The sequence below is a fragment of the Amycolatopsis coloradensis genome (assembly GCF_037997115.1).
Classification (GTDB): domain Bacteria; phylum Actinomycetota; class Actinomycetes; order Mycobacteriales; family Pseudonocardiaceae; genus Amycolatopsis; species Amycolatopsis coloradensis_A.
The window spans coordinates 2,557,467-2,581,277 of the sequence record NZ_CP150484.1 but is presented as its reverse complement, the minus strand read 5'-3'; the positions used below and the strand labels follow the sequence as shown (position 1 = coordinate 2,581,277).

General features: G+C 68.7%; 23 protein-coding genes and 2 pseudogenes. 5 read left to right on the top strand and 20 right to left on the bottom strand.

Features of this window, described 5'->3' with window-relative positions:
* Positions 1-32 precede the first annotated feature (32 nt).
* From LCL61_RS12230 to LCL61_RS12205, 6 genes are all read right to left on the bottom strand, one after another.
* Positions 33-599, bottom strand: coding sequence for a dihydrofolate reductase family protein (locus LCL61_RS12230; RefSeq protein ID WP_340686945.1), 567 nt, complete (start codon positions 597-599; stop codon positions 33-35).
* Positions 600-821: 222 nt separating this feature from the next.
* Positions 822-2,384 carry a GMC family oxidoreductase gene (locus LCL61_RS12225; RefSeq protein WP_340686944.1) on the bottom strand — a complete coding sequence of 521 codons (1,563 nt, stop codon included), beginning with the start codon at positions 2,382-2,384 and terminating at the stop codon, positions 822-824.
* 39 nt (positions 2,385-2,423) lie between these two features.
* Positions 2,424-3,806 (bottom strand): aspartate aminotransferase family protein, encoded by a 1,383-nt coding sequence (locus LCL61_RS12220; protein WP_340686943.1) that lies wholly within the window; start codon positions 3,804-3,806, stop codon positions 2,424-2,426.
* A 213-nt stretch (positions 3,807-4,019) separates the two neighbouring features.
* Positions 4,020-5,336 carry a lipopolysaccharide biosynthesis protein RfbH gene (gene rfbH, locus LCL61_RS12215; RefSeq protein ID WP_340686942.1) on the bottom strand — a complete coding sequence of 439 codons (1,317 nt, stop codon included), beginning with the start codon at positions 5,334-5,336 and terminating at the stop codon, positions 4,020-4,022.
* 43 nt (positions 5,337-5,379) lie between these two features.
* Positions 5,380-6,516: a macrolide family glycosyltransferase gene (locus LCL61_RS12210; RefSeq protein ID WP_340686941.1), complete on the bottom strand. Its 1,137-nt coding sequence runs from the start codon at positions 6,514-6,516 to the stop codon at positions 5,380-5,382.
* A 304-nt stretch (positions 6,517-6,820) separates the two neighbouring features.
* Positions 6,821-8,035: an acyltransferase gene (locus tag LCL61_RS12205; RefSeq protein ID WP_340686940.1), complete on the bottom strand. Its 1,215-nt coding sequence runs from the start codon at positions 8,033-8,035 to the stop codon at positions 6,821-6,823.
* Positions 8,036-8,363: 328 nt separating this feature from the next.
* On the opposite strand from LCL61_RS12205, the gene LCL61_RS12200 reads away from it, so the two are divergent.
* From LCL61_RS12200 to LCL61_RS12190, 3 genes are all read left to right on the top strand, one after another.
* Positions 8,364-9,128 (top strand): thioesterase II family protein, encoded by a 765-nt coding sequence (locus LCL61_RS12200; protein ID WP_340686939.1) that lies wholly within the window; start codon positions 8,364-8,366, stop codon positions 9,126-9,128.
* Between the two features lie 159 nt (positions 9,129-9,287).
* A complete protein-coding gene (locus LCL61_RS12195) occupies positions 9,288-10,544 on the top strand; it encodes an acyltransferase (protein WP_340686938.1) in 1,257 nt (418 codons plus the stop codon).
* The gene (locus LCL61_RS12190) at positions 10,541-11,731 is read left to right on the top strand and encodes an ABC transporter substrate-binding protein (protein WP_340686937.1); all 1,191 of its coding nucleotides are present in this window, start codon (positions 10,541-10,543) and stop codon (positions 11,729-11,731) included. Before LCL61_RS12195 ends, LCL61_RS12190 begins: the two co-directional genes overlap by 4 nt.
* A 21-nt stretch (positions 11,732-11,752) precedes the next feature.
* On the opposite strand, the gene LCL61_RS12185 is transcribed toward LCL61_RS12190, so the two are convergent.
* From LCL61_RS12185 to LCL61_RS12160, 6 genes and pseudogenes are all read right to left on the bottom strand, one after another.
* The gene (locus LCL61_RS12185; RefSeq protein ID WP_340686936.1) at positions 11,753-12,187 is read right to left on the bottom strand and encodes a VOC family protein; all 435 of its coding nucleotides are present in this window, start codon (positions 12,185-12,187) and stop codon (positions 11,753-11,755) included.
* 244 nt (positions 12,188-12,431) lie between these two features.
* A pseudogene (locus LCL61_RS12180) lies at positions 12,432-12,536 on the bottom strand (VOC family protein); the annotation flags it as partial.
* Positions 12,537-12,541: 5 nt separating this feature from the next.
* Complete coding sequence (locus LCL61_RS12175; protein ID WP_340686935.1) at positions 12,542-14,062, bottom strand: trehalose-6-phosphate synthase; 1,521 nt, start codon at positions 14,060-14,062, stop codon at positions 12,542-12,544.
* Positions 14,059-14,742: an HAD family hydrolase gene (locus LCL61_RS12170; protein ID WP_340686934.1), complete on the bottom strand. Its 684-nt coding sequence runs from the start codon at positions 14,740-14,742 to the stop codon at positions 14,059-14,061. Before LCL61_RS12170 ends, LCL61_RS12175 begins: the two co-directional genes overlap by 4 nt.
* The gene (locus tag LCL61_RS12165) at positions 14,739-15,944 is read right to left on the bottom strand and encodes a hypothetical protein (RefSeq protein ID WP_340686933.1); all 1,206 of its coding nucleotides are present in this window, start codon (positions 15,942-15,944) and stop codon (positions 14,739-14,741) included. The genes LCL61_RS12170 and LCL61_RS12165 overlap by 4 nt, the downstream gene beginning before the upstream one ends.
* Positions 15,944-17,329: a polysaccharide biosynthesis protein gene (locus LCL61_RS12160; protein ID WP_340686932.1), complete on the bottom strand. Its 1,386-nt coding sequence runs from the start codon at positions 17,327-17,329 to the stop codon at positions 15,944-15,946. Before LCL61_RS12160 ends, LCL61_RS12165 begins: the two co-directional genes overlap by 1 nt.
* A 252-nt stretch (positions 17,330-17,581) precedes the next feature.
* Between LCL61_RS12160 and LCL61_RS12155 the strand changes: the two are divergent.
* Positions 17,582-17,671, top strand: a pseudogene (locus LCL61_RS12155) (hypothetical protein); the annotation flags it as partial.
* 84 nt (positions 17,672-17,755) lie between these two features.
* Here LCL61_RS12155 and LCL61_RS12150 read toward each other — a convergent pair.
* Genes LCL61_RS12150 through LCL61_RS12135 form a run of 4 tightly spaced genes read right to left on the bottom strand, consistent with a single transcriptional unit; the run spans position 17,756 to position 20,687 of the window.
* A complete protein-coding gene (locus tag LCL61_RS12150; RefSeq protein WP_340686931.1) occupies positions 17,756-19,015 on the bottom strand; it encodes an MFS transporter in 1,260 nt (419 codons plus the stop codon).
* On the bottom strand, positions 19,012-19,359 hold the full coding sequence (locus LCL61_RS12145) for a VOC family protein (protein ID WP_340686930.1): 348 nt from the start codon (positions 19,357-19,359) through the stop codon (positions 19,012-19,014). The genes LCL61_RS12150 and LCL61_RS12145 overlap by 4 nt, the downstream gene beginning before the upstream one ends.
* Positions 19,356-19,517, bottom strand: a complete 162-nt coding sequence (locus LCL61_RS12140) for a CopG family transcriptional regulator (protein WP_340686929.1) — start codon at positions 19,515-19,517, stop codon at positions 19,356-19,358. Before LCL61_RS12140 ends, LCL61_RS12145 begins: the two co-directional genes overlap by 4 nt.
* 9 nt (positions 19,518-19,526) lie before the next feature.
* Positions 19,527-20,687 (bottom strand): MFS transporter, encoded by a 1,161-nt coding sequence (locus tag LCL61_RS12135; protein WP_340686928.1) that lies wholly within the window; start codon positions 20,685-20,687, stop codon positions 19,527-19,529.
* A 77-nt stretch (positions 20,688-20,764) separates the two neighbouring features.
* Here LCL61_RS12135 and LCL61_RS12130 point away from each other — a divergent pair, with 77 nt between their 5' ends.
* Complete coding sequence (locus LCL61_RS12130) at positions 20,765-21,322, top strand: XRE family transcriptional regulator (RefSeq protein ID WP_340686927.1); 558 nt, start codon at positions 20,765-20,767, stop codon at positions 21,320-21,322.
* Positions 21,323-21,326: 4 nt separating this feature from the next.
* On the opposite strand, the gene LCL61_RS12125 is transcribed toward LCL61_RS12130, so the two are convergent.
* The 4 genes from LCL61_RS12125 to LCL61_RS12110 are packed head-to-tail and all read right to left on the bottom strand — an operon-like array spanning position 21,327 to position 23,795.
* Positions 21,327-21,734 carry a VOC family protein gene (locus LCL61_RS12125; protein ID WP_219148212.1) on the bottom strand — a complete coding sequence of 136 codons (408 nt, stop codon included), beginning with the start codon at positions 21,732-21,734 and terminating at the stop codon, positions 21,327-21,329.
* Between the two features lie 5 nt (positions 21,735-21,739).
* The gene (locus tag LCL61_RS12120) at positions 21,740-23,137 is read right to left on the bottom strand and encodes a pyridoxal phosphate-dependent decarboxylase family protein (protein ID WP_340686926.1); all 1,398 of its coding nucleotides are present in this window, start codon (positions 23,135-23,137) and stop codon (positions 21,740-21,742) included.
* 25 nt (positions 23,138-23,162) lie between these two features.
* Positions 23,163-23,420, bottom strand: coding sequence for a hypothetical protein (locus LCL61_RS12115; RefSeq protein ID WP_340686925.1), 258 nt, complete (start codon positions 23,418-23,420; stop codon positions 23,163-23,165).
* A 45-nt stretch (positions 23,421-23,465) separates the two neighbouring features.
* The gene (locus LCL61_RS12110) at positions 23,466-23,795 is read right to left on the bottom strand and encodes a hypothetical protein (RefSeq protein WP_340686924.1); all 330 of its coding nucleotides are present in this window, start codon (positions 23,793-23,795) and stop codon (positions 23,466-23,468) included.
* Between the last annotated feature and the right edge of the window lie 16 nt (positions 23,796-23,811).

The window sequence follows — 23,811 nt, the reverse complement described above, 5'->3', positions numbered from 1 at the left end:
GTCCGATTTATTCGAAAGTGCGGACTTTTCGCTTATTTCTTGATCCCGTAACGCAGGAGTACCACGCCGTTTTCGAACGCGGTGCCTTCGAGCAGCTCCAGGTCTTGCCGATCCTCGAAAACGCGCGTTCCCTTACCGCGTGACGCTGGGCAGACCCGCATCTGGACTTCGTCGACAAGGCCGTCGTCCAGCAAGGAGCGCATGAGTGTCAAGCTCCCCCACAGCCAGATGTCCTTGCCGCTCTGCCCCTTGAGCTCCCGGATGGTGGCGGCCGGGTCGCGCGTCACGGTCGCGGCGGAAAAGTCGCCCCATGGGGCCTCATCCAGCTTCGACGAAGCGACGAACTTGGTGAGGTTGTTGAGTTTCTCGCCGTACTTTCCCTGCTCCTCGGCGTAGGGCCAGTACCCCTTGGTCTGGTTGTAGGTGTTGGCGCCGAGGATCATCGTGTCGACCGAGTCGATGAAACCCATCACGCTGTCCTTGAAGGCACTTTGGGTGTTGTCGTCGAACGGTTCGCCTGCCACGAAGCTCAGGCCGCCGTCTTCTTCGGCGGCGATGTTGTCGACGGTAACCCACTGCTGAACTATGAGTTTACGCATAGCTCCAACTATAGCAGCGCTCATTTCTCCTACAAATCGGGATTGAATCCGATTTCTCGCGATACCGGGAACCGGATCAGCGGCGGCAATCCGGCATTGTCAGGCCTGGCGATCACCGAGCGCATCTCCTATCGTGCGGTCTTCGCAGCCACGCAAGGAGGCCGTGAGTGGCGATTCGTATTCCATGAAATAACCGAATCGCCACTCACGACCCGCCCGGGCTTACGCTGCCTTCGCTCGGCTGACCGCGCCCGCGATGATGTCGGCCGCGCGCTCACCGATCATGATCGCCGTGGCGTTCGGGGCACCACGCCCGACCTTCGGCATGATCGAGACGTCGGCGACCCGCAGGCCGTCGATCCCCTTGACACGCAGTTGCTCGTCGACGACCGTGCCGAGCGCGCACGTCCCGGACGCGTGGAAGATCGCGTGCGTCCGACGGCGGACGAAGGCGCGCACGTCGGCGTCGGAGTCCGACTCGGGCGCCTGGTAGTACGTCTCCGTGTACGGCGCCATCGGTGCCTGCCTTGCGATCTCCATGCCGATCTTGACACCGTCGACCGCGGTCTGCAGGTCATCGGGGTCGGCGTAGTAGTTGTGCTCGATCTTCGGCTTGGTGGTCGGGTCGGCCGCGATCAGCGAGACGTGGCCGCGGCTGCGCGGGGTGAGCATGATCGGGCCGTACGTGATCGCGTGTGCGGTGGGCATGCTCAAGCCGCTGTCGGGAAACATCAGCGGACCGGCGAAGAACACCACATCGGGGGCGTCGAGACCGGGACGCGTCCGGACGAAACCGCCGCACTCCGGGCCGTTCGACGTCAGTGGTCCGACGCCATTCTCCTCGAACTGCCGATGCGCCTCCGGCGTGTGCGCGATCAGCAGGCTGACCGGCTGCGAGTGCGAGAAGATCATCGGCACGAACGCGTGGTCCTGCAGGTTCTGCCCGACGTGCGGCTGGTCGAGGATGACGTCGAGGCCGAGCATGCTAAGCTCGTCGGCCGGGCCGATTCCCGACAGCATCAGCAGCTTCGGCGAGTTGTACGCGCCGGCGCTGAGAATGACCTCCCGCTCGGCGCGGATGGTCACCGGCTCGTCGAAGCGCTCCCCGACGATGCCGACGGCACGGCCGTTCTCGATCAGGACCTTGTGCACCTCGACGTTGGTCTTCACCGTCAGGTTCGGCCGATCCGAGGAGGGGTGCAGGTAGCCCTGCGCGGTGCTCCAGCGCCTGCCGTTCCGCTGGGTCAACTGGAAATAGCCGAAGCCGTCCAGGTCACCGGCGTTGAAGTCGTCGTTGAACGGATGGCCTGCCTCGATCGCGGCCTCGACGAGCGCCTTCGACATCGGATTGTTCGACCGGCCATCCGAGACGCTCATCGGGCCGCCGGCGCCGTGGAACTCGGACGCGCCGCGCTCGTTGTCCTCGGACCGCTTGAAGTACGGCAGGAGCTCGTCGTAACTCCAGCCCGGCTGGTTCCAGCCGTCGTAGTCACTCTTGTGGCCTCGAATGTAAAGCATCGCGTTGATCGAACTGGTCCCGCCGAGCACCTTGCCGCGCGGCAGGAAGATCCGGCGGTTGCCCAGTTCGGGCTCCTCCGCCGAGTCGTAGTCCCAGTCGACCTTGGTCCGGAACAGGTCGCCGAACATCGCCGGGATGTGGATGTTCTCGACCGTGTCCTGGCCGCCCGCCTCGACCACGCACACCTTGACGTCGGGGTCCTCGCTCAGCCGGGCCGCGAGCGCACTGCCCGCCGAGCCCGCGCCGACGATCACATAGTCATACATTCTTCGTTCTCCTGATTCAGGCAGCCGAAGGACAGTGGGCTACTGGCGGGGTGCGAGGGTGCCGTCCGCGGACAGCCGCGACACCACGTCGACGACCGCTGCCGTCGCACGGGCCGTCTCCTCCTGGCTGATGACGAGCGGCGGGGCGAGCACGAGGTTGTGACCGTAAGGCCGCGCGATCACGCCGTGCTGCTTGCGGATTTCGAACGCCGCCTTCTCGCAGACTTGCCACTCGACCGGCTGCGTGGTCTGCGGGTCGGCGATGAGTTCGAGGCAGGCGAGCGACCCTTCGACACGGAGGTCGCCGACCAGCGGCACGTCCTTCACCGGCGCCAGCCCGGCCTTCAGCCAGTCCGCGATCAGGTCGGCCTTGAGGATCAGGCCCTCCTTCTCGATGATTTCCAGCGTCGCCAGGCCCAGCGCGCAGGCGACCGGGTGACCCTGGAACGTGTAGCCGTGGAAGAAGCCGCTCTCGCCGATCACGACGTCAGCGATCTCGTCGGTCATCAGGGTCGCGCCGAGCGGGGCGTACCCGCCGGCGATTCCCTTCGCCGCGGTGATCATGTCCGGCTTCATCCCGAGCCGGTCCGACTCGAACCAGGCGCCGGTGCGGCCGAACGCGGTCACGACCTCGTCGGCGATCAGCAGGATCCCGTTCTTGGAAAGGACTTCGCGCACGCGCGGCCAGTAGCCCTCCGGCGGCGCGAGCACCCCGCCGCCGGCCATGATGGGTTCACCGATGAAGGCGGCGATGTTGTCGGCGCCGATGCGCTCGATCGTCTGCTCCAGTTCGCGCACAAGGAAGTCAGTCGCGTTCTCGCCGCCGTACAGGAACTGGCCGCGGTACGTCGTGGCGGGCGAGAGGTGCTCGAAGTTCGACAGGTTCGGCCCGACGCCGTACTGCATCGGGGGAAAGCCGGTCGCGGTGCCCGCACCGTAGGTCGCGCCGTGGAACGCGTACTGTCGCGAAAGGATCCACGTCTTTTCGGGGCGGCCACTGCGGAAGTGGAACAGGCGCGCGGACTTGATCGCCGTCTCGACGGCTTCGGAGCCACCGCTGGAGAACGCGACCCGGTTGATCCCCTCGGGGGCGAGCTCGGCGAGGCGCGCGGCGAGCATGATGGCCTTGTCGTTGGAGAACTCGAGCAGGCTGGTGAAGAACTCCAGCTCGGTCATCTGCTTCGCGGCGACCTCGGCGAGGTCTTCGCGGCCGTGACCGATCGGCGAGTGCCACACGCCGCCACCTGCCGCGTCGAGCAGTTCGTTGCCTTCGGAGTCCCAGACCGTGCAGCCCTTGCCACGCACGATGATGACGCGGTCGGCGATGTCGCCGCGGTGCATCGAGCGGATCAGGTGGCGCCGGTCGAGTGCTTCGAGCTCGGCAGGGGTCAAACAGGACGGAAGCGGTCCGGTTGTCGTCACGAGTGTTCTCCTAATACGAATGGCTTCGATGAAAGATCTCGAGCGGTAAGTGATCGTTTCCGGCCAGTCATCCTGCTTCAGAGGCCCCTGGCGCAGACCCCGATGCTCCGGCCAGCGCTGGATCGAGCTGTCCTTGTTCCGAACTCATGGTGTTCCAGCGCCGAGCCCGCGCACCACTTCGAGGTTGCGGACCAGCCGGAAGGAACGAGGACCTCAGGCAACGGCTCTGCCCCTGTTCTCGGCGAAGGATCGGATCGACGCGGCGATGTAGTCGATCATCTCGGCGGTCAGCCCTGGGTAGACCCCGACCCAGAAGGAGCGCTCGGTGATGATGTCGCTGTTGGTGAGCTCCCCGACGACGCGATAGCGCACATCCTGGTAGGCGGGGTGCCGGGTGAGGTTGCCCGCGAACAGGTGACGGGTGCCGATCTTGCGTTCCTCGAGGAACCGGATCAGCTCCGGCCTGCCGAAGGGGGCGTCCGCGGTGAGGGTGAGCACGAAGCCGAACCAACTCGGGGTGCTGCCAGGGGTCGCCGAGGGCAGCAGCAGGTAGGGCGTTCCCTCCAACGCCGCCCGCAACCGGGCCCAATTCTCCCGCCGGACCGAGGTGAACCAGTCGAGCTTGTCGAGCTGGGAGAGACCGAGCGCGGCCTGGATATCGGTGGACTTGAGGTTGAAACCGACGTGGGAGTAGACGTACTTGTGGTCATAGCCGGCGGGCAACGTGCCCTTCTGCTGCACGAATCGCTTGCAGCAGGTGTCGCTCGCGCCCGGCGCGCACCAGCAGTCGCGGCCCCAGTCCCGCAGCGACTCGACGATCTTGGCGAGCAGGGGCCTGGACGTCAGCACACTGCCACCCTCGCCCATCGTGAGATGGTGCGCGGGGTAGAAGCTCGTAGTCGCGAGGTCGCCGAAAGTGCCCGTCGGCTTGCCGTCATACAGCGAGCCGACGGCGTCGCAGTTGTCCTCGAGCAGGAACAGGTCGTGCTCACGGGCCAGCGACGCGATCTCGGCGGCCGGGAAGGGGTTGCCCAGCGTATGTGCCAGCGCGATCCCCCGCGTCCGCGGACCGATGGCCGCCGCCACCTGTTCCACCGTCGCGTTGTAAGTCTTCAGGTCGACGTCGACGAACACCGGGACCAAGCCGTTCTGCACCACTGGGTTCACCGTGGTCGGGAAGCCGGCGGCGACGGTGATGACCTCGTCCCCCGGCCGCAGGCGACGCTTTCCGAGCAACGGCGAGGTAAGGGCCGTGATCCCCAGCAGGTTGGCCGAAGACCCCGAGTTGGTCAGCAGCGCCTTGCGGACCCCGATGCGGCGCGCGAACGCCGACTCGAACTCCCGCGCCGAGCGCCCATGCGCGATCCGCAGGTCGAGAGCCGCCTCGACCAGCGCGGTGCGGTCGGCGGCATCCAGCACCGCGCCCGCGGGCCAGATCTCGGTATGCCCCGGAACGAACGGTCGGGACGTGCTGACATCGGCGTGGTACTTGGCCACGTCGTCTAGTAGTTTTTCCTTGCGGTCGCTCATTAACGTCCTCCCGGTCGGGCAGGCAGCCAGCTGGCAGCGCGGTTCAGCCTCGGTACGCCTCGAGTGCGTCCGCCCCCGCCTTCGCGCCACCGCAGTCGGCGATGAGCTGCTGGTATCGCTTGACACCGAGACGGATCTCCTCGTCGTGCGGGATCTGTTCGACGGCGTTCCGCAGCGTCTCGGCGTCCAGGGTGACGGGGTCGAGGCATCGGGCCAGGCCCACAGCCTCGGCACGCCGCGCGATCAGCTTGCACATCGGCACCGGTGGCACGATCACCATCGGGACGCCGCATGTCGTGGCATCCATAAGGGTCTTGATCCCCGTGTGCGACACGACCGCCGAGGCATTTCGCAAGACGTCGAGCTGCGGGAAATGCGGACGCACCTCGAAGTTCGATGGAATGGGACCGAGTTCGGCGACATCCAGCTTGTGCGCGGCCATCGCGACCTCCCAATCGAGATCACCGAACGCTTCGAAACAAGTGCGGTAGAACTGAGGATTGTTGTTGAACAACGTGCCGAACGAAATGAACAACAATTCCGCGGCGGGGTTCCTCGGCGCCCACTGCCCGATCTGGACCCGGCTGTTGTCCAGCGGCCCGATGAATTGGAACCGCTCGTCGAACGTCTCGGCCTTGTACTGGAAATCCTTGGGAATCAGCACAAGATTCAGATCAGCGGGCGCGGTTCCGTCGAGGGCGTCGTCCTTCCACGTCACGCCATACCTCGCCGCGATCTCCTCCATCGCCGCGAGGTAGCGGTGCCACGGCCACCCAGGGTCCTGCGAACTCCAATCCTCCTCGATCGCGATGGCGTCACGCATCCCGAGGTCCTCGTTGAACGCGAAATGGGGCACCAACGCCGCCGACGGCACGTCGAGAATCTTCGCCAGGATCCGCCCGACCTCGGTGGTCAGGTCGTAGCACAGCACATCGGGCGGGTCCTGTGTGAACTCGCGCAAAAGGATCGGAAGGCTCTCCCCGACGCCAGTGGACAGCGCGCTCAGCATCCCGTCGACACGTTCGTCGTTCGCCCCCTCCGGCCAGTACATGGGGGGCACCCGGGCCGGGATGGTGATGACCTTCGCACCGGCGGCCGTGACCGCGGGTACGCACTCCGGGCCCGTCGCGTAAGTGACGCGGTGGCCACGAGAAAGTAACTCCGGGACCAGCGGAAGCATCGGGTTGACGTGACCATGAGCTGGTTGGACGACAATGGCGACATGCATGGGTATAGACCCCCGTGCTAGGAGTGCCGACGCGGAATCTCGCGATGGTCGATGTGGGCTGACGGCTCCGATCCGGACCGCCGGATCGGAGCCTGTCCATTGTCCGGCCCGCTACCGCTCTCGCTCGTCTCCTGAACTGCGGCCCCGGAACTGCCGCCTCCGGGCCGGAGAACGGATCGAGGTGGCTCGGTGTCGCCATGTCACGGTGCCGGTACCGCTGCCCGGCGGGCCTCTTCGCCCGCCGGGCAGCGGTCTGTCAGGCCGCGGCACGCCCAGGGCGTTCGGGCTCGCCGTCGTCGGACCGCACGGTGTCCTCGCCGCCCACCGTGACGGGCCGCAGGCCGGGGCCGGTGCGCCGCGAGCGCCCCCAGCGCCGCATCGCGGGCCGCTCGACGGTGACGAACAACAGCCGGGCCACGAGCAGCGAGACGACGAACATGCCAAGCAGGAAGAGGATCCCCGGCACCGTGCCCATCTTCGCGCCGGCCAGTGACCCGTTCCCGGCCACGTAGAGCGCGAACAACAGCAACGGCAGGTGCACCAGGTAGAACGCGTAGGTGGTCTCGCCTGCCCAAAGGGCGGGGCGGCTCTCCAGCAACCCCGGCCGGCGCGGGTCGCGCGTGGCCGCCGCGCCGATCAGCAGCGCCGCCGGGAAGGCCCACATTCCCGAGTACCCGTAGATGGGCGGCAGGAAAAGCGTGGCGACGTAGACAACCGTGGTGAAGGCCATCGCCCACCCGACACCGATCTTCAAGAACCGACCCTCCTGCACCAGGCGCGCGGTGAGCATGCCGATCACGAAGTCGGGCAACCGGGTGACGGGAAAGAACAGGAGCGCCTTGTGCTGCAGCCAGGTGCCGCTGGGGAAGGCGGGGCTGGGCGGGCCGCTCGGGAGGATCGCGCCGACCACGATCGTGATGGCGAGGACGAGCAGCCCGGTGGCCACCCACCAGTGCCACACTCGGTTGTGCCGGATCCGCCGCACCAGCATGTAGAACAGCGGGAACAGGGCGTAGAAGAAGATCTCGACCCCCAGCGTCCACGTCGGGGGGTTGGGGGATTGCGACGCGAAACCGAAGTCCCAGACCCAAGCCTGCAGCAGGAACAGGTAATTGAACAGGAGCGGGAAGAGCCCGATCCCCGCGACCAGCAACGTCACGACGAGCGCCGGGACGAACACCACGAGGTGGCTCGGGATGATCCTCATGAAGCGTCGGCGGTAGAAGTCGCGCCACCGGACCCCCGCCCCGGTCGACCAAGTGAGAACGAAACCGCTGAGCACGAAGAACAACGACACACCGAAGTGCCCGGCATTGATGCCGATGAAGATGAAGCCGCCCGCGAGGGCAACGCTCGCGAACGGCGCCAGGTACGCGGCGTGGGTGATGAAAACCAGCAAGGCGCCGAAGAACCGGAGGCTCGTCAGCGCCGGGCGCGCGCCCCCGCGCACCTCGATCGATTCCTGAGTCACGCAGATCACTCCCGATGTCGTGGGATCACGTCCGTCCGCGGGCGCGTCGCTCGAGGACACCCGGCATCGGCTCACGTGGACGGAGCCGACTATCCCGCAGACGCGACAGCGAGCACGTCTCGTCACATGCGGTATCGGCCCGCCGGCAGCCTTCCTCACGCCATGCTCAGCACAGAGCACGCCGGAAGGCGTCCGGTGTCTCACCACCGACCATGCTGGCCGGCAAGGACATGTCACCCGGTTCACCGTCGACATCGTCGATCCGCGGGACGCACCGACCGGCGACGCGAGCTCGTCTTGTGACCGCCGAGTGGGCAGGAGGCCAACGATGATGAACGCGCGCACGACCGGCCGATGGCTCATCCGGGGCCCAGCGCGGCCCGGCAGGCCACGGCTGTTCTGTTTCCCGCACGGCGGAGGTGCCGCGGCGGAATTCGTCCGTTGGTCACGCCTTCTTCCCGACGTCGAGATCAGCGCCGTCGAACTGCCCGGTCGCGGTTCCCGCCTTTCCGAACCCGTACTGACGCGAATGGACGAACTGGTCGCCGAGGTGGTCGGCATCATGCCGGCCGGCGCGCCGTACGCGATGTTCGGACACAGCTTCGGCGCACTGGTGGCCTACGAAGTCACCAGGGAACTGCGCCGCGCCGGGCGCGGGCTGCCGAACCACCTGATCGTCTCCGGCTTCCCGGCACCCTCGATACCGCGTACCGAGCCGTCCATCCACCATCTGCCCGAAGACGACCTCCTCAACGAGGTGGGCAGGCGACACGGCGGCCTGTCCAGCGAGGTTCTGGCCGATCCCGAGCGGAAGACCAGGGTCGCCCGATACCTTCGGGCCGACTACCAGATCCTGGAAACCTACGAATGGCGCGCCGACACCCCGTTGCCCGTGCCGCTGACCGTGTTCGGCGGCAGCGAAGACGCGATCGGCGCCGATGCGCTGCGCGCATGGCAACGGCACGTGACCGGTGAGATCGGCGTTCGCTGTTTCCCCGGCGATCACTTCTATTTCCGGCAGCACAAGGAAACGGTGCTGCGCGCCCTGGCCGGCGTCGTGCGGACGACCGCCCCCGCGGACCGGGCGGCGTGAGCGAGGCGGTACCGCGGGCAAAGAGGATCCGCGAATCCTTGCCCGCCAACGACTCCCGCCCCACCACCCCGATGGCCGCAAGCACGGAGACGTCCATCCGGATCGTCGAACCGTACGGTTCCACCAGAGAATCAGCCGACCAGCGCGAAGGAGTAGGTCGTGAGTGACAGCAACGGCGACAGGGCGAGGCTTGTGCCGGTCAGCCCCGGCTCCGGTAGTGCGACAACACAGCCGTCGAAGACGCTGGACTCGTTGACAGGGATACGTTTTGTCGCCGCCCTTATGACGTTCCTCTTCCACATCACCGTTCTGGTCAACCCGCTCGATTTCAGCTGGCCGGCGATCAGTCCGTTCGCCGACACCGGCCTCGCGGAGTCGATTTACTGGTTCTTCGGCTACAGCGGCTACATCGGACTCTCCTTTTTCTTCGTACTCAGTGGATTCGTGATCACCTGGTCAGCGAAGCCCGGTACGTCGGCGCGAGCGTTCATCCGCCGCAGGCTGGTGAAGGTCTTCCCCAACCACCTGGTCATGTGGGCGGCGGTGATGCTGTTGTTCGCCGGCGGCGTCGTCAGCTGGCAGGTGTGGCTGCCCAACCTCTTCCTGGTGCAGTCGTGGTTCCCGACCTACACGATCAGCCAGTCCATGAACGTGCCGGCCTGGTCGCTGTGCGCCGAGCTGCTCTTCTACCTGTCCTTCCCCTTCCTCGTGAAGCCGCTCTTCCGGCTGTCCTCACGCGGGTTGTGGATCGGGGCGGCGGCGATGGTCGTCGGCCTCGGGTTGTACCAGCTGGCCGTCTCCACCTTCATCCCCGGCCCGGCCGCCGGTTCCGGGGTGCCCATGTCCGACACGCAGTACTGGCTCGCCTATCTCTTCCCGGTCGGGCGCATCTTCGAGTTCCTGCTCGGCATGTTCCTTGCTCGCATCGTCATCACGGGACAGTGGCCTGCCCGGCTCGGCCCGCTGGTCGCGACACTGATCATGGCGGTCGGCTACGCCGCCACCTTGTTCGTACCGGTGCAGCTGGCACTCAACCTGATCACCCTCGCCCCGATCGGTATCGTGGTGGCCGCCTTCGCCAACGCGGACCTGCGGGGAACGCGAACCCTTGTCCGCGGCAAGCGCATGGTGTTCCTCGGGAAGATCTCCTTCGGTTTCTACATGTGCCAGGCTGTGACGGTCTTCTACTTCCGGGCCGTGACGGGCGGTCCGAAGTACGACCTGGCGGGCGCCCTGCTGCTCTCGCTCGGCATGTTCGCCATGACCCTGCTCGGTGGATGGCTCCTGTTCCGTTTCGTGGAGACACCCATGATGCGCCGGTTCGGCCGCAAGCCGGGCGAGCCCGCGGCGCCGGTTCAGCCGCGCGGCGCCGATCTGAAGTCTCCTGACGCGAGCGAGGAACGTAGCGCGGCATGAGTATCGAGCCCTCGAACCGAGAGGACCACAGAGTCGAGGTCTTCGCATGGGCGACCGACGACGATCCCGAGAGGGCCATCGAGAAGGCCGCGGTCGACTCCCTCGCAGGGGTGTTCGCCCAACGGTGTCCCGAGCGGGAATTCGTCAATCCGGTCCTCGCCAGAGGTGGGCAGGCGGACCCGGTAGCGGCACTCCGGTCCCGGTTGCGGGAAAACGACCCGCCGGACAGTTTCCAAGTGCATCCCGGCGGGGAACTGATGGACTACATCGACGCCGGACAACTCGCGGATCTCAACGACCAGTTCGCGCAGTGGGGTCTGATCGATGTCCTGCCAAAGGGTCTGCTCGACGCCATCACCGTGAACGGGAGCATCTACTGTGTGCCCGCGGGTATCCACCGCTTGTTGCTGTGGAGCAACCTGGAGGCGCTGGCAAAGGCTGGACTCACTGACCAGCCCACGACCCTCGACGAGTTCATCCACCACCTGGACGTGCTCCGCGCCTCCGGCGTCGATCACCCGCTCGCGCTCGGCGCGAATTGGACCCAGCTTGAACTTCTCGAGGGGCTTCTGCTCGCCGAACTCGGAGCCGAACGGTTCGAGGCGCTGTGGACCGCGAAGGCCGACTGGTCCAAAGGTGACGTCACCGGGGTGCTCGACGACTACAAGAGGCTGCTGTCGTACTCGAACCCGGACCGCGACAACTTGCACTGGACCGAGGCGGCGAAGCTGTTGAGCAGCGGCAGAGCCGGCTACCTGTTCATGGGCGACTGGGTCGTCGGCGAGTTGGAGCGCAACGGGTTCACCGATTATTCGTACCAGCCGTTCCCGGGTGCCGACGGGACCTTCCAGTGGCTCGGCGACGCATTCGTCCAGCCCGAGAACGCCCCCAACGCGGCGGGAGCGAACGACTGGCTGAAGACCGTGGCCAGCCTCGAGGGTCAGCTGGCCTTCAACACCAGGAAGGGGTCCATCCCCGCTCGCGGTGACGCACGCCCCGCCGACTATCCGGCATACCAGCGGGCGGCGATCGCGGACTTCAAGCGGCTGAGGCTTGTCCCGTCGTGTGCGCACGGCTCGGCATGCACGCCCGCCGAGACGGTCGCGGTCATCTCCGCGGTCGGCGGCTTCTCCTCGACAGGCAGCGTCGCGGACTTGCAGGCCGCCATCGCGGCCTGCATCCGGTGACGCCGGCACTCGGCGTGTTGTTCAGAGCTCCTCGACCAGCCCGATGATGATGCCCCCGGGGCCGCGGATGTAGCAGAACCGGCAGTAGTCCTCGTACTGCGCCACCTCGCCCACGAGTTCGGCGCCGTGGGCGCGCAGGCGGCCGAGGAGGTCGTCGATGGCGTCGACGGCGAACGTGAGGCGAGAGATGCCCGGGGTGTTCGGCTGCATCCTCGGCCCGGCACCGGTGGCCACCGGCGTGCGGAAGGCCGACAGTTCGACCCGGCTGTGGCCGTCCGGGGTCCGCACGAAGGCGATGTCCGCTCGGACGTCGTCAAGCCCGAGGATCTGGTCCACCCATTTACCCTCGACCACTGACTCGCCCTCCAGTTCCAGGCCGAGTTCGACGAAGAACGCGATAGCGGCCGCGAGATCCTCGACCACAATGCCGGCGTGATCCATCCGGTAGATCGTCATGCCACGCAGTGTAAGTGTCTGTTGGTGAACCCGCGTCCGCGATCGCGTCGGCAGGGCGCGACCTGGTCATACCTCTCACGTTGGTGACAGAGGCGCCCTGCCACCGCGATAGCGGGGCCTTCGGCCGGGGCGGGTTCACGCGTTATGTCCCTTTCGCGAGGCACGTCGCAGCTCCGCCAACAGGCTCTAAGGGGCCACGGTCCCGGTCAGCTGCGCCGATGGTGAGCCGGCGCATCCCGCTCTAGCCGACGTCGTTGCGCACGTCGAAACCGAGGATGTCGCGGTAGAACGTCAACGCGGCTTCAGGGTCGTTCTGCGGGAGGAAGCTCCCGTGAATGCTGATGTCCATGACGGTCACGCGAGGTGAGGCCGGTTTCCGGTGCTTTCCGATTCCTGATCGGTCCGCGGATCTTCGGTGCGGGCCAACCGCTGGTCGAGTTCGTGCACGGCCTGGGCCAACCACTGCCGGGGCGGCAGCGCGCCCGCCGCCTTGCGCAGCCGGGTCAGCCGCTCCGACCGCTCGGCCCGCGGCATGTCCAGCCCCGCCGCGATGCCGTCGGCCAGTGCGCTGACGTCGAAGGGGTGCACCATGATCGCGGCATCGCCGAGTTCGTCGGCCGCGCCCACCTCGGTGGACAGCACGAGCGCGAGATCACGGCGGCTGACCACCGGGCCCTCCTTGGCCACGAGGTTCATGCCGTCCCGGACCGCGTTGACCACCAGGACGTCAGCCAGCGTAAGCGCGGCTAGGCCACGCTCGAAGTCGTTGCGGGTCTCCAGCACCACGGGTTGCCAATCCGGCGTTCCGAACCGCTCGTTGATCAGCTGGACGCGACGGCGGACCTCGCGGTCATAGGCCTGGTAGGCCGGAACGCCCTGGCGCGAGGAGTAGGCGAGGACGTAGTGCACCACTCGTTCGCGCCGGGACGGGTCCCTGCCGATGAGTTCGGCGAACCCGTCCAGCCCGCGGAGCAGGTTCTTCGAGGGTTCCATCCGGTCGACGCGCACGACCAGCCGGCGGTCGCCGACCAGCCGCCGCAGCTCTCGGCGGTGCGCCTCCGCGGGTGCGCCCGCGGAGGCCTGGCGTAGCCGGTCGGGATCGACACCGACCGGAAGGCAACAGATCCCGACCCGCCTGCCGTCGCGGTCGGTGACCGTGGCGCGGCCGCGATCCACCGGGTAGCCGGCGGCCTCGCAGGTCGCGACGAACGCTTCTGCCCAGCGGGGCACGAGGAAGGCGAGCAGGTCGGCTCCGAGCATGCCGTCGAGCAGCTCGGTGGCCAGGTCCGGCGGCAGCGCGCGGAAGGTGGCCGGATCGGCCCACGGGATCATGGTGAAGTGGGCGATTCCGACATCCGGCCGCGCGGTGCGGAGCTGCCGCGGGGCCAGCGACAGGTGGTAGTCCTGGAGCAGGACCCGGCCGGACGGTGCGACTTCGCTCGCGCACGCGCTCGCGAACCGCGCGTTGATCCGACGGAAGGCCCGCCAGCTTTCGCGCAGCCCCGCGTCTATCACCGGCTCACGGGCAGGATCGAGCATCTGGTGGTGCAGGAACCACAACAACCCGTTGGAAATGTCGCGGTAGTAGCCGTCGTAGTCCTGTCGGTCCAGGTCAAGCGACCGCAGCCGGACCGCGCCTTCCGGCAGCTCGACAACCGTCCCGCTTTCCCGTGTTCGGGCCGCGCGCCGGTCCTCCTCGGTGAGCGCCGCGGCGACCCAGGTTCCGTTCCGGCTGGCCAACGCCGGTCCGAGCACGCCGATCAGCCCGCCGCCGCCGCGGTTCTCCACCACCCGGCCGTCTTCGTCCACGCGCAGCTCGACCGGGCCGCGGTTCGAGGCGACGACCAGCGGCGCCCGCCCAGGTGTCATGGTCATGCGACTCCTTCCACTCCGACCAGCCTCAGCACAGCGGACAGGCCCCGGGGCCGGTCGCCCGCACGGTCCCGGGGCAGCAGGTAGACCGGGACACCGGCCGCCGCGGCCCCACCGTCACGGACCGGATCATCGCCGACCATGAGCGCGTCGGCAGGCTGGACACCCAGCTTCTGGCAGGCGGTCTCGAAGAGCCGCGGATCCGGCTTCTCGAGGCCGAGGTCGCAGGAGAGCACGAAGGCGTCCACCAGCCCGGCGAGGCCTGCCTCGCTGAACGAACCGCTGATGTCCCAGCCGGTGTTGCTGACCACCGCGACCGGAACCCCGGCCCTCCTCAGCGCGCCGAGCGTGGCGGCCGTGTCGGGGTATGGCAGCCAGGCGCGCACGTCGGTGACACAGTCGTAGTACGCCGCGGCGATCGCCGGTCCGGCCCCTGGCACCGACTCCGCGAGGGCGGTCCACCGCGCGCGGTGGGTACCGGAGTCGCCGTCCGCGCCGCGCAAGGCCGACCGTCCGGCCGGAGAGTCCACAGTGGACTGCATGGCGGCGAGGAACGCGTTCGCGGTGGCCATGGTCAGCCGGACGTCCCGCCTGGCACAGCGGGCGGCCAGCCGGGCTCCGGTGAGCACTGACGTGTCGTCGAACAGGGTGCCGGAAAAGTCGAACAGCACGGCCCGGCTCATCGACGCCCACCCCTTGCGAACGCCGCGGTGGCCGCGACGTTGAGCGCCACGAAAGCGAGGCACAGCATGGGAAGGTCGCCGATGGCGAGCAGCGGACCGGCGACGAGCAGTGTGCCGGTCGCGGCCGCCATGCCCATCACCACCTCGCCCAGCCCCTCCGCCCGGTGCCGCAGCCCATCCGGCGTGACGTCGATCAGCCATGCGGTGCCGCCGAGCAACTGCAGATTCCACCCCAGACCGAGGAGCAGGAGCAGGACCACATCTCCCTCGCCGGTCCAGAAGACACCGACCACCATCGCGGCCACCATCAGCACCGCGCCGGACAACGACACCCTGCGGTAACCGAATTGCCTGATCAACCGCCCGGTCAGCGGCGAGGGGCCGAACATGGCGGCAACGTGCGTCCCGATGACCAGGCCGGCCCCGTGCAGGTCCCAGTCGTGGTGCCGCAGGTGATTGGGCATCGCACCCATCACCGACACCATCGTCAGGTTGGTGACCGCGAGCACCAGCAACGGGGCGAGCCGCGCGCGGCTCGCCGCGGTCACCGTGCGCGCCCGAGCGGCCGGTGACCGGTCCTCGGCACCGCGGTCGGCCAGCAGCCCGATCGCCCCGGTCACCGGGAACAGCGCCAGCGCCAGCACGAACAGCCCGAGCGCGGCGGGCAAGCCCAGCTGGGCGGCCAGCACACCGGCCGGGCCGAGCAGCGCCGGACCGGCCACGGCGCCAACGGTCACCGCGGCCATGGCCACACCCATCGCCTCGGCCCGGCGTTCCGGGGTGGCCAGATCCGCCGCCGCGTACCGGCCGAGCATCACCCCGGTGTTGCCGACTCCCAGCAGCAAGCTGCCTGACAGCAGCGGAGCCAGGTGCCGCGCGCCGGCCAGCACGACGACGGCAGCCCCGGCGGCGGCGACCACATGACAGGCGGCCAGGCCCCTGGCCCGGCCGACCCACCGCATCGCCCCGGTGACCACCGGTGCGGACAACGCGGCACCGATCACCAACAGGCCCAAGGGAAGCGGTCCATAGGCGGCCGAGCCGGTGACGGTCTCGGCCAGCAAAGGTCCGGCGACGGCCCCGGCCGCCAGCCCGATCGACCCCACCGCCTGGCTGACGCACAACAGCACCAGCCGTCGGTGGTACAGCGGCGACCTCGTCGCAGGAGAACGGCGCAGTTCTGTTCCAGGGATCCCGGTCACTACGACGCGGCTTCGTTCCGAATCCCCACCGGCGCGGACGACGGCCGGGTGACCTGGCCCGCGCGCATGCGGACCCGGTGGTGAATGAACATGTTGGTTTCGTTCATCCGGTGCACATGCGGTCTGGCCAGGTCGACCACCCGCCGCAGGACGTCCTGCGGCACGCTCGCCAGCGTGACCTCGAGCAGTGTCCGGGACAGCAGATCGAAGCCGTCCCGCACGACCTCGGCGTCGCGCTCCGTCTCACACAACGCGTCCAGTTCGTCCAGGCGATGGCGCGCATCCTCCGGCAGGGTGACCTTGTTGACCACGAGGTCGACGTCCGGCGAGGCGCTGGCCCGGGCTCCGGGCGCCTCGAAAGAGTTGATCAACGGGCTCAGGTCGCCGGCGAACGTCGGGTCGTACAAGCCGGGGAAGGCCTGCTCCTCGTAGCCGGGGTCGTAGCCGGAGATGTGCAGCGGAGCCACGCCCTGCTCGGCCATCGCCCCGAGCGCCACGTCCAGCAGCGCGACCGGCCAGCCCAGGTTCCTGATCGCGTGCAGCCCGAGGCCGTCCTCCGCGGAGGTGACCGCGGCGACCAGCATGAGCTGGGCGGACTCCCGGGCCGACTGGGCGTAGAACATGCTGTCGACGGAGTGCAGCCGAACCACCTCGCCGCGACGGCACCAGCTCCGGAAGCGATCCAGCACGATGGCGTTGTCCACCACGTGGGTGAATCTGGCGGCTGACGCCCGGAGCACACCCCGAGTCGCGGCGTCCGCCACGATCAGCTCGGCGACCCGCTTGCTGGCCGCGTACACATCGGGCGTGTAGGGCCGCAGCGCCTTGCCGGTCGAGGCGAGGACGAGCCGGTCTGTCCCGGCCTGCGCGCACGCCTCGACCAGGTTGCGCGTACCGAAAACGTTCGTCGTCACCGTTCGGTGCACGGCACGCTCGGCAAGGCTCGGGTCGCGCTGCGCGGCCGCGTGGAACACCACGTCCGGCTTGATCTCGGTGACCGTGTTCACCAGCGCGTCCCGGTCCCGCACGTCCACCTGGTGGTACGCCGCGACCGGAGCCCTCGGCGCGACCAGGTCCAAGGCGACAAGGCGGCCGGGCCGATCTCGCGCGAGCCGCCGGAGCAACGCCGTTCCGATGCATCCGGACGCTCCGGTGACCAGGACCGTGCGCCCGGCGAGGTACTCCCGCACGCCGTCGTCCGGCACCTCGATACTTCGCTCGGCCACCGACAGGTAGCGCCGGAACTCGGCCGCACTTTCACCGGACGCGGCGACGAGAGCCGCGGACAGCTCTCGCAGCCTGGGCAGCACCGCCTCGTCAAGGCCCGGCCCCGGCGGGGCCATCCGCGAGATTTCCGCCAGGATGGTTGCGGAATTGCCGGACATATTCTCGACCACGTCTCTCCCCCGATCTTTGGGGCCTTCAGGCGGAAAGCTACTTGCGAATGCGGAAACGTTCGTCCTCCCCGGGTCGCCGTCAGGCAATGCCCTGATTCTCGGCCGCCTCGCACGCGAGGCATCTCCTCGACTGCTCAAGAGAAAAGGGAGAGCACGACGGGAGAAGAATCGGGGCCCCCGGCCGTGGTCACCTTGGTCGAGTAAGCACCCAAGTCGAGCTAGCGCAGAGTGCACAAGCAGATGAGGCCGCAGCCGCCGGTGGTCCAGCATCTTTCGCATCTGCCGGCGATGATCGACCCGTCGCATTCCGGCGGTCGCCGCGATCTCGTGCTGCCGCTGGGCCGGGCCGCGATCACGGTGGGCGCCGACGGCGTGCTCGTGGACGTGCATGGCGCCATCTCCGGGCCGGCTGATTCATTCCCGGCGCGCCGCGGCGTAGGTGGCGGCCGCCAGGGCGACCGCGAAAAGCGTGTACGAGGCGAGCAATCCGGTGCCGGAGGAGCTCAAGGCGCCACCGACGGCCCGGCCCAGCAGCTGCCCGACGCATTCCGCGGTGATGACGGCGGTCGCCAGTTCCGCGGCGGTGAAACCGCTCGAACCCGCGGTGGTGGCTCTGATGTACAGGCCAGGATAGGCGAGTCCGACGCCGATTCCGGCGACGGTCCAGGCGGCGAGCGCCGTGACGAACGAACCGCCGAAGGTCAGGACGGCGGTGCCGAGGGCGGTCAGGCCCAAGCCCACGACGGGGAAGCGGGCCGAGGTGAACCGGGCGGTCACCAGGCTGGTCACCGCCCAGCCGAGCGGGGCGGCGCTCAGGACGATCGCCGCCTGCCCGAGGCTCACCCGGAACCCGCTCGTCAGGAGCACGGTGATCAGGCTGTCCGCGCCGAAATAACCGATGGCGAAAAGCACCATCGCGCCGAGTGCGGCTGGGGTTCCCGGCCGGAGCCGCGCGGTGCCCGGCGGCAGGATCGCGGTCATCCCGGCGACGGTGATCGCCGCCCCGGCGAGCGCGAGCGGCCAGGAACCCGCGCTGAACACGACGAGTGCCGCGCCCAGCGGTACGGTCAGCGTCTTCGCGAGCGGTCGCTGTCCGTCCTCTGTGGACGGTTCGCCGCGAGCGGCGCGCACGACCAGCAACCGTCCGAAGAGGACGAACGGCACCGGGAGCAGCAGGGTCCACCGCCAGCCGACGAGATGTTCCAGGCCGAGGGTCGCGGCCGGGCCGACCAGCGCGGGCACGATCCACATCGCCGAGGACGCCGCGACCACGCGGATCCGCAGCCGGTCGTCGAGATGCCGGATCGCCGAGCTGATGCCGAAAATCGCCAACAGCCCGCCGGCGAGCCCGGCGGCGAACTGGCCGAGGGCGAACATCCATGCCGTCCGTGCCGTCGCGGCCAGGAGGAGCCCGCCGAGGTAAGCGGCCATCCCGACGGCGAGTGTGCCGCGCGGGCCCAGCCTGCCGAGAACCCGGCTCGCCAAGGGAAGCGCGACGAACAATCCCAGTGTCGAGCCGGCGATCAGGAGCCCGAGGTCGTTCCTCGCGCCGAGATCGGCGGCGACGATCGGCAGCAGGCTGGAAGCGACGAAACCGGTGACGGCCGCCGCGAACTCGAGCGCGACGATGCCCACCGCGAGGAACAGCGGACCCGCGCGCCGGGTCTCGGTCACGTGTAGAGGTCGCGGTCGTACAGGTTGAGCTGCACCCACACCCCGTCCGGGTCCTGGACGCGCAACGAGTGACCGAAGCCTTCGTCCATCGGCGGGCCCGGCTCGAATCCGGCCGCTCGCAGGCGTTCCGCGACGTCCTCCAACGGTTCTTCGACCTCGAAGGCCAGCTCACACCGGCCCACGTCGTCGCCGGAGGACCGGTGGATGGCCAGCATCCCGCCCGCGGCGGGCATCTCGACCCAGCCTCCGGGCCGTGACACCGGCCCGACGCGGAGGCCGAGCGTCTCGTAGAACCGTGTCATCGCCTCGACGTCCGCGCTGTAGCGGATCGGCATGACTCTCATCGCTCACGTTCCTCACTGGTCCGCCGCAGGTACTCCTCCAGCACCCGTTCGACGAACGACGAGAGCGACTCGTCGGCGTCGACGGACGCGTGCTTCACCCGCTTGATGAGGTCGTTCGGCAGATAGACGTTGAATTGCCGCTTGGCGACCTGGGACATGCTCGCATGCTAGCAAGTGAGCATGCGATCACGCGAGCGGTCGAAGAGCACCAGCGGGATCGTGGCCAGCGCCAGCGCCGCGCCGATCCACGGGATCGCGGTCAGTGAAGCTCCCAGGTTCACTGCACCGGCGGCGAAGGCCGGGGTGAGGCTGATGCCCAGTTGGAAGGCCGAGACCGTGGTCGCGCCGGCGAGGGTCGGGGCGGACGCGGCGATCGTGAAGACCCGCCCGTAGAGCGCCGGATTGAGCACGAAGGCCGCGACACCCAGCAGGAACACCGTCGGCACGACCACCCAGGCGGAAGTGGCGAAAAGCGCGAGCAGCGCCGAAAAGACCGCGATGCCGGCGCCGCCGCCCAGCAGCGCCTGGTGTGGACGGCGGTCCGAGATCCGGCCGCCGAGCGACAGGCCGGCGAAGGCTCCGATCCCGAACAGCGCGAGGACCGCGGGGATCCAGACCGCGGGCAGGACGTCCGCGAGCATCGCCGCCAAGTAGTTGAAGGACACCATGTACGCGGCCGTGCTCAGGATGGTGATCGCGTAGACGCCCCAGAGGCTCGGTGTCCGCATGGCGCGCAGTTCACCCGAAAGGCTCGGGGCGGCGGAGGTGGTGGCCGGCAGGCCGACGGCGCAGGCGACCACGCCCAGGGCGGTGAGCGCGACGACGCCCCAAAAGCCGCCGGTCCAGTCGGTGAGGTTGCTCAGCAGGGTGCCCGCCGGTCCCCCGGCCACCATGGCGACGCTGAGCCCGGCGACGACGACACCCGAAGCGCGGGCGTTGCGGTCGGGGGTGACCAGGCTGATCGCGGTCACGGCGGCGACGGCGAAGAAACCGGCGTAGGCGAGACCGGCGAGGAACCTGGTGATCAGGAGGATCCAGTAGTCGTCGGCGAGCAGGCCGACCGCGATGGCGGCGGCGAAGACGGCCTGCGTCGTCGTCAAGGCCGTGCGCCGTGGCCACTTCAGGCTCAGCACGGCGAACGGCGGGCCGCCGAGGACGACCCCGAGGGCGAACGCGGTGATGAGGGCACCCGCGGACGACAGGGAGACGCCGAGGTCCGCGGCGGCCGCGGGCAGGACCCCGGCCATCAGGAACTCGGCGCTCCCCATCGCGAACAGGCTGAAAGCGAGGAGGTAGACCCCGGCGGGAAGGCGTTTCGTCTCGATCATGCCGCCAGCATCGGAAGCTTCTGGCTGTTTCGGCAAAGAACTTTGCCGGAACCGGGACGAGGTGCTGTGCTGGCGGCATGGAGAGCCAACCCACCGTCATCGCGGCGATCGAACAGATCGCGCCCCGGCTGCGCCGCGCCCGGGAGAAGAAGGGCACCACGCTGGTGGAACTCGGCCGCGCCACCGGCATCTCCACCAGCACCCTGTCCCGCCTCGAATCCGGGCAGCGCAAACCGAGTCTCGAACTGCTGCTGCCGGTCATCGCCGCGCTGGGCCTGCGCGTCGACGAGATCGTCTCCTCACCGAGAGTGCTCGAACCGCCCGCGGACGGCCGGGTCCTCATCCCGCTCACCCGGCACGAGGAAGGGCCCCGCGCCTACAAGATGACGATCCCGGCGAGCGACGACGAACCCCGCCCGCGATCGCACGGCGGACGCGAGTGGCTCTACGTGCTGAGGGGCAGGCTCCGGCTCGTGCTCGGCGACCAGGACGTCGTGCTCGGCGCCGGCGAGGCCGCCGAGTTCGACTGCCGGACGCCGCACTGGTTCGGCGCCACCGGCCGCGGGCGGGTCGAGGTGCTGAGCCTCTTCGGCGAACAGGGCGAACGAGTCCACGTCCGCGCCCGCACCCGGTGAGCTCTCAGACGCGCTGCTGGATACGGATCAGGTTCCCCGACGGGTCGCGGACGGCGCCGTCACGCAGGCCGTACGGCTGGTCGGTGGGCTCCTGGATGACCTCGGCGCCCGACTCCTGCAGGTGCTTGAAGAGACCGTCGAGGTCGTCGGAGGAGAACAGGATGCTCGCGTAGGTGCCCTTGGCCATCATCTCGCCGATGACGCGGCGTTCGTCCTCGGTGATACCCGGGTCGACGGCGGGCGGGTGCAGCACGATCGACACCGGCTGCCCCGGCGGGCCGACGGTGATCCAGCGCATGCCGTCGTAGCCGACGTCGTTGCGCACCTCGAAGCCGAGGGTGTCGCGGTAGAAGGCCAGAGCGGCTTCGGGGTCGGTCTGCGGGAGGAAGCTCCCGTGAATGGCGATGTCCATGACGGTCACGCTAGGTGAGACCGGTTCGCGACGCTTCTCGATTCCTGATCGCTCTTCATCGCCGCCCGGATCGCGGCGACACTGCGATCGACGTCCGCTTCGGTCGTGCTCCAGTTGGACACGGAGACGCGCATCAGGCGCATGCCGTGCCAGGTGGTCGCGCCCATCCAGCACTCGCCGGAACGCTGAAGGGCCTCGACGACCCTGTCCGTATCGTCGCCGAAGCTGACCAGCACCTGATTCAGCACCACGTCGTTCACGACGGTGACGCCTTCGCACGCTTCGAGTTTCTCGGCGAACCTCCTGGCCAGCGCGCAGCACCGTTCGATCATCTCGGCGATCCCCGCGCGGCCGAGTTCGCTGAGCGCCGCCCATGTCGCGAACCCTCGTGCCCGGCGGGAGGACTCGGGCACGAAGTCGCTCGGCGCCCTCACCCCGCCCTCTCCCTGGCCGGTCAGGTACGCGGCGGTGAGCGCCATCGCGGCCCGGTGCGACTCGGGATGGGCACAGAAGGCGTACCCGCAGTCGTAGGGGACGTTGAGCCACTTGTGCCCGTCGACCGCCCAGGAGTCGGCCTCTTCCAGCCCCGCGGTCAGCCGTTCGAGCGCGGGGGCGGCGGCCGCCCAGAGCCCGAAAGCGCCGTCGACATGCACCCACGCTCCGTGACGGTGGGCGATCTCCGACGCGGCGGCGAAGTCGTCGAACGCGCCGGTGTTCACGTTCCCGGCCTGAAGGCAAACGATTGCGGGTCCGTCGAGCTGCCGCTCGAGATCGGCGATGTCGATGGCGCCCTGGCCGTCCGCGCGGACCGGCCGGACGGCGTCGGTGCCCAGGCCGAGCAAGCGGAGGGACCGGTCGATCGTCGCGTGCCGCTCCTCACTGGCGACGACCGGCAGCGGCGGCGCCCCGTGCAACCCGCGGCGCTCGACGTCCCACCCGGCCCGCGCGAGGACGTGATGCCGGGCGGCGGCGAGGCCGACCGTGTTCGCGCCCTGCCCACCGGTCACGAAACCGAACGAGGCACCGGACGGCAGGCCGAGGACGTCCTTGAGCCATTCGCCCGCCACCTCCTCGACGATCGCGGCGGCGGGCGAGGTGATCTCGTTGAACGCGGGCTGATCCCAACCGGTCGCCAGCATGTCGGCCGCCGTCGCGGCGTCCAACGCCCCACCGGTGACGAAACCGAAGTACCTCGGGCCGGTGTTCGCCACCAGGGCCGGCTCGACGGCGTCCGCCAGCCGCCGGATCACGTCGGCGGGCGCGGCGGGTTTCTCGGGCAGGTCACCGAGCTTCTCCCGGACACCCGTCGTGTCATCGGGGAAGACCGGGGCGTCGGCGACGTTTTCGCGGTAACGGGTGACACGGGAGGCGACGTCGGCCAGCAGATCCCGCAACTCGGTCATCCGACGACCCTCTTCCGTCATTCGTTCATGATTCCACGACCGCGGCGTGCGGGTTCTTCCCGAACCAGGCGCCTGCCAGGAACAGAGCGCCGATGAGCAGCAGGATGAGCGTTCCGCCGTCGAAACCACCCAGCAGTCCGAGCAGGACCGCCCACGCGACAACGCCCGAGCCAAGCCAGCCGGGCACGCGATCGCCGCGCCGGGTCTGCCGGAGCACCAGCGCGCCGAGCAGAAGCAACGGCACCCCGAAACTGCCCGGGCCGAACCAGAACGCCTCGGCCATGGGAAGCCGGTCGGGTGAAGGGGCCAGCGTGACCGTGTTGAAGAATCACAGCGGGATCTCCATGCTGTCGCTCGCGCTCGCCAGCCCCAGCGGCGCGGGCCGGACCTCCGTGTTCGGCAGCGCGACGGTCACCGCCATCGCGAGTCCGGCGGCGATGAACGCGGCCACGGTGGCGAACCGCCGCAACGCGACGCTGACGAGCACCGTGAATGCGCAAAGACCCGCCACCCACAGCACCCAGGCCGGGGAGTCCGCCACCAGGAGGATGTCGAGCGACGGCGGCCCCAGCAATGCCGCGACGGCCAGCGCGAAGAGGACGTCCGGAACGATCGGGTGTGTCCGCGTCCACCGGTCCACGCGGTCGGTCCACGTCACGGCCGGATCGTAGACC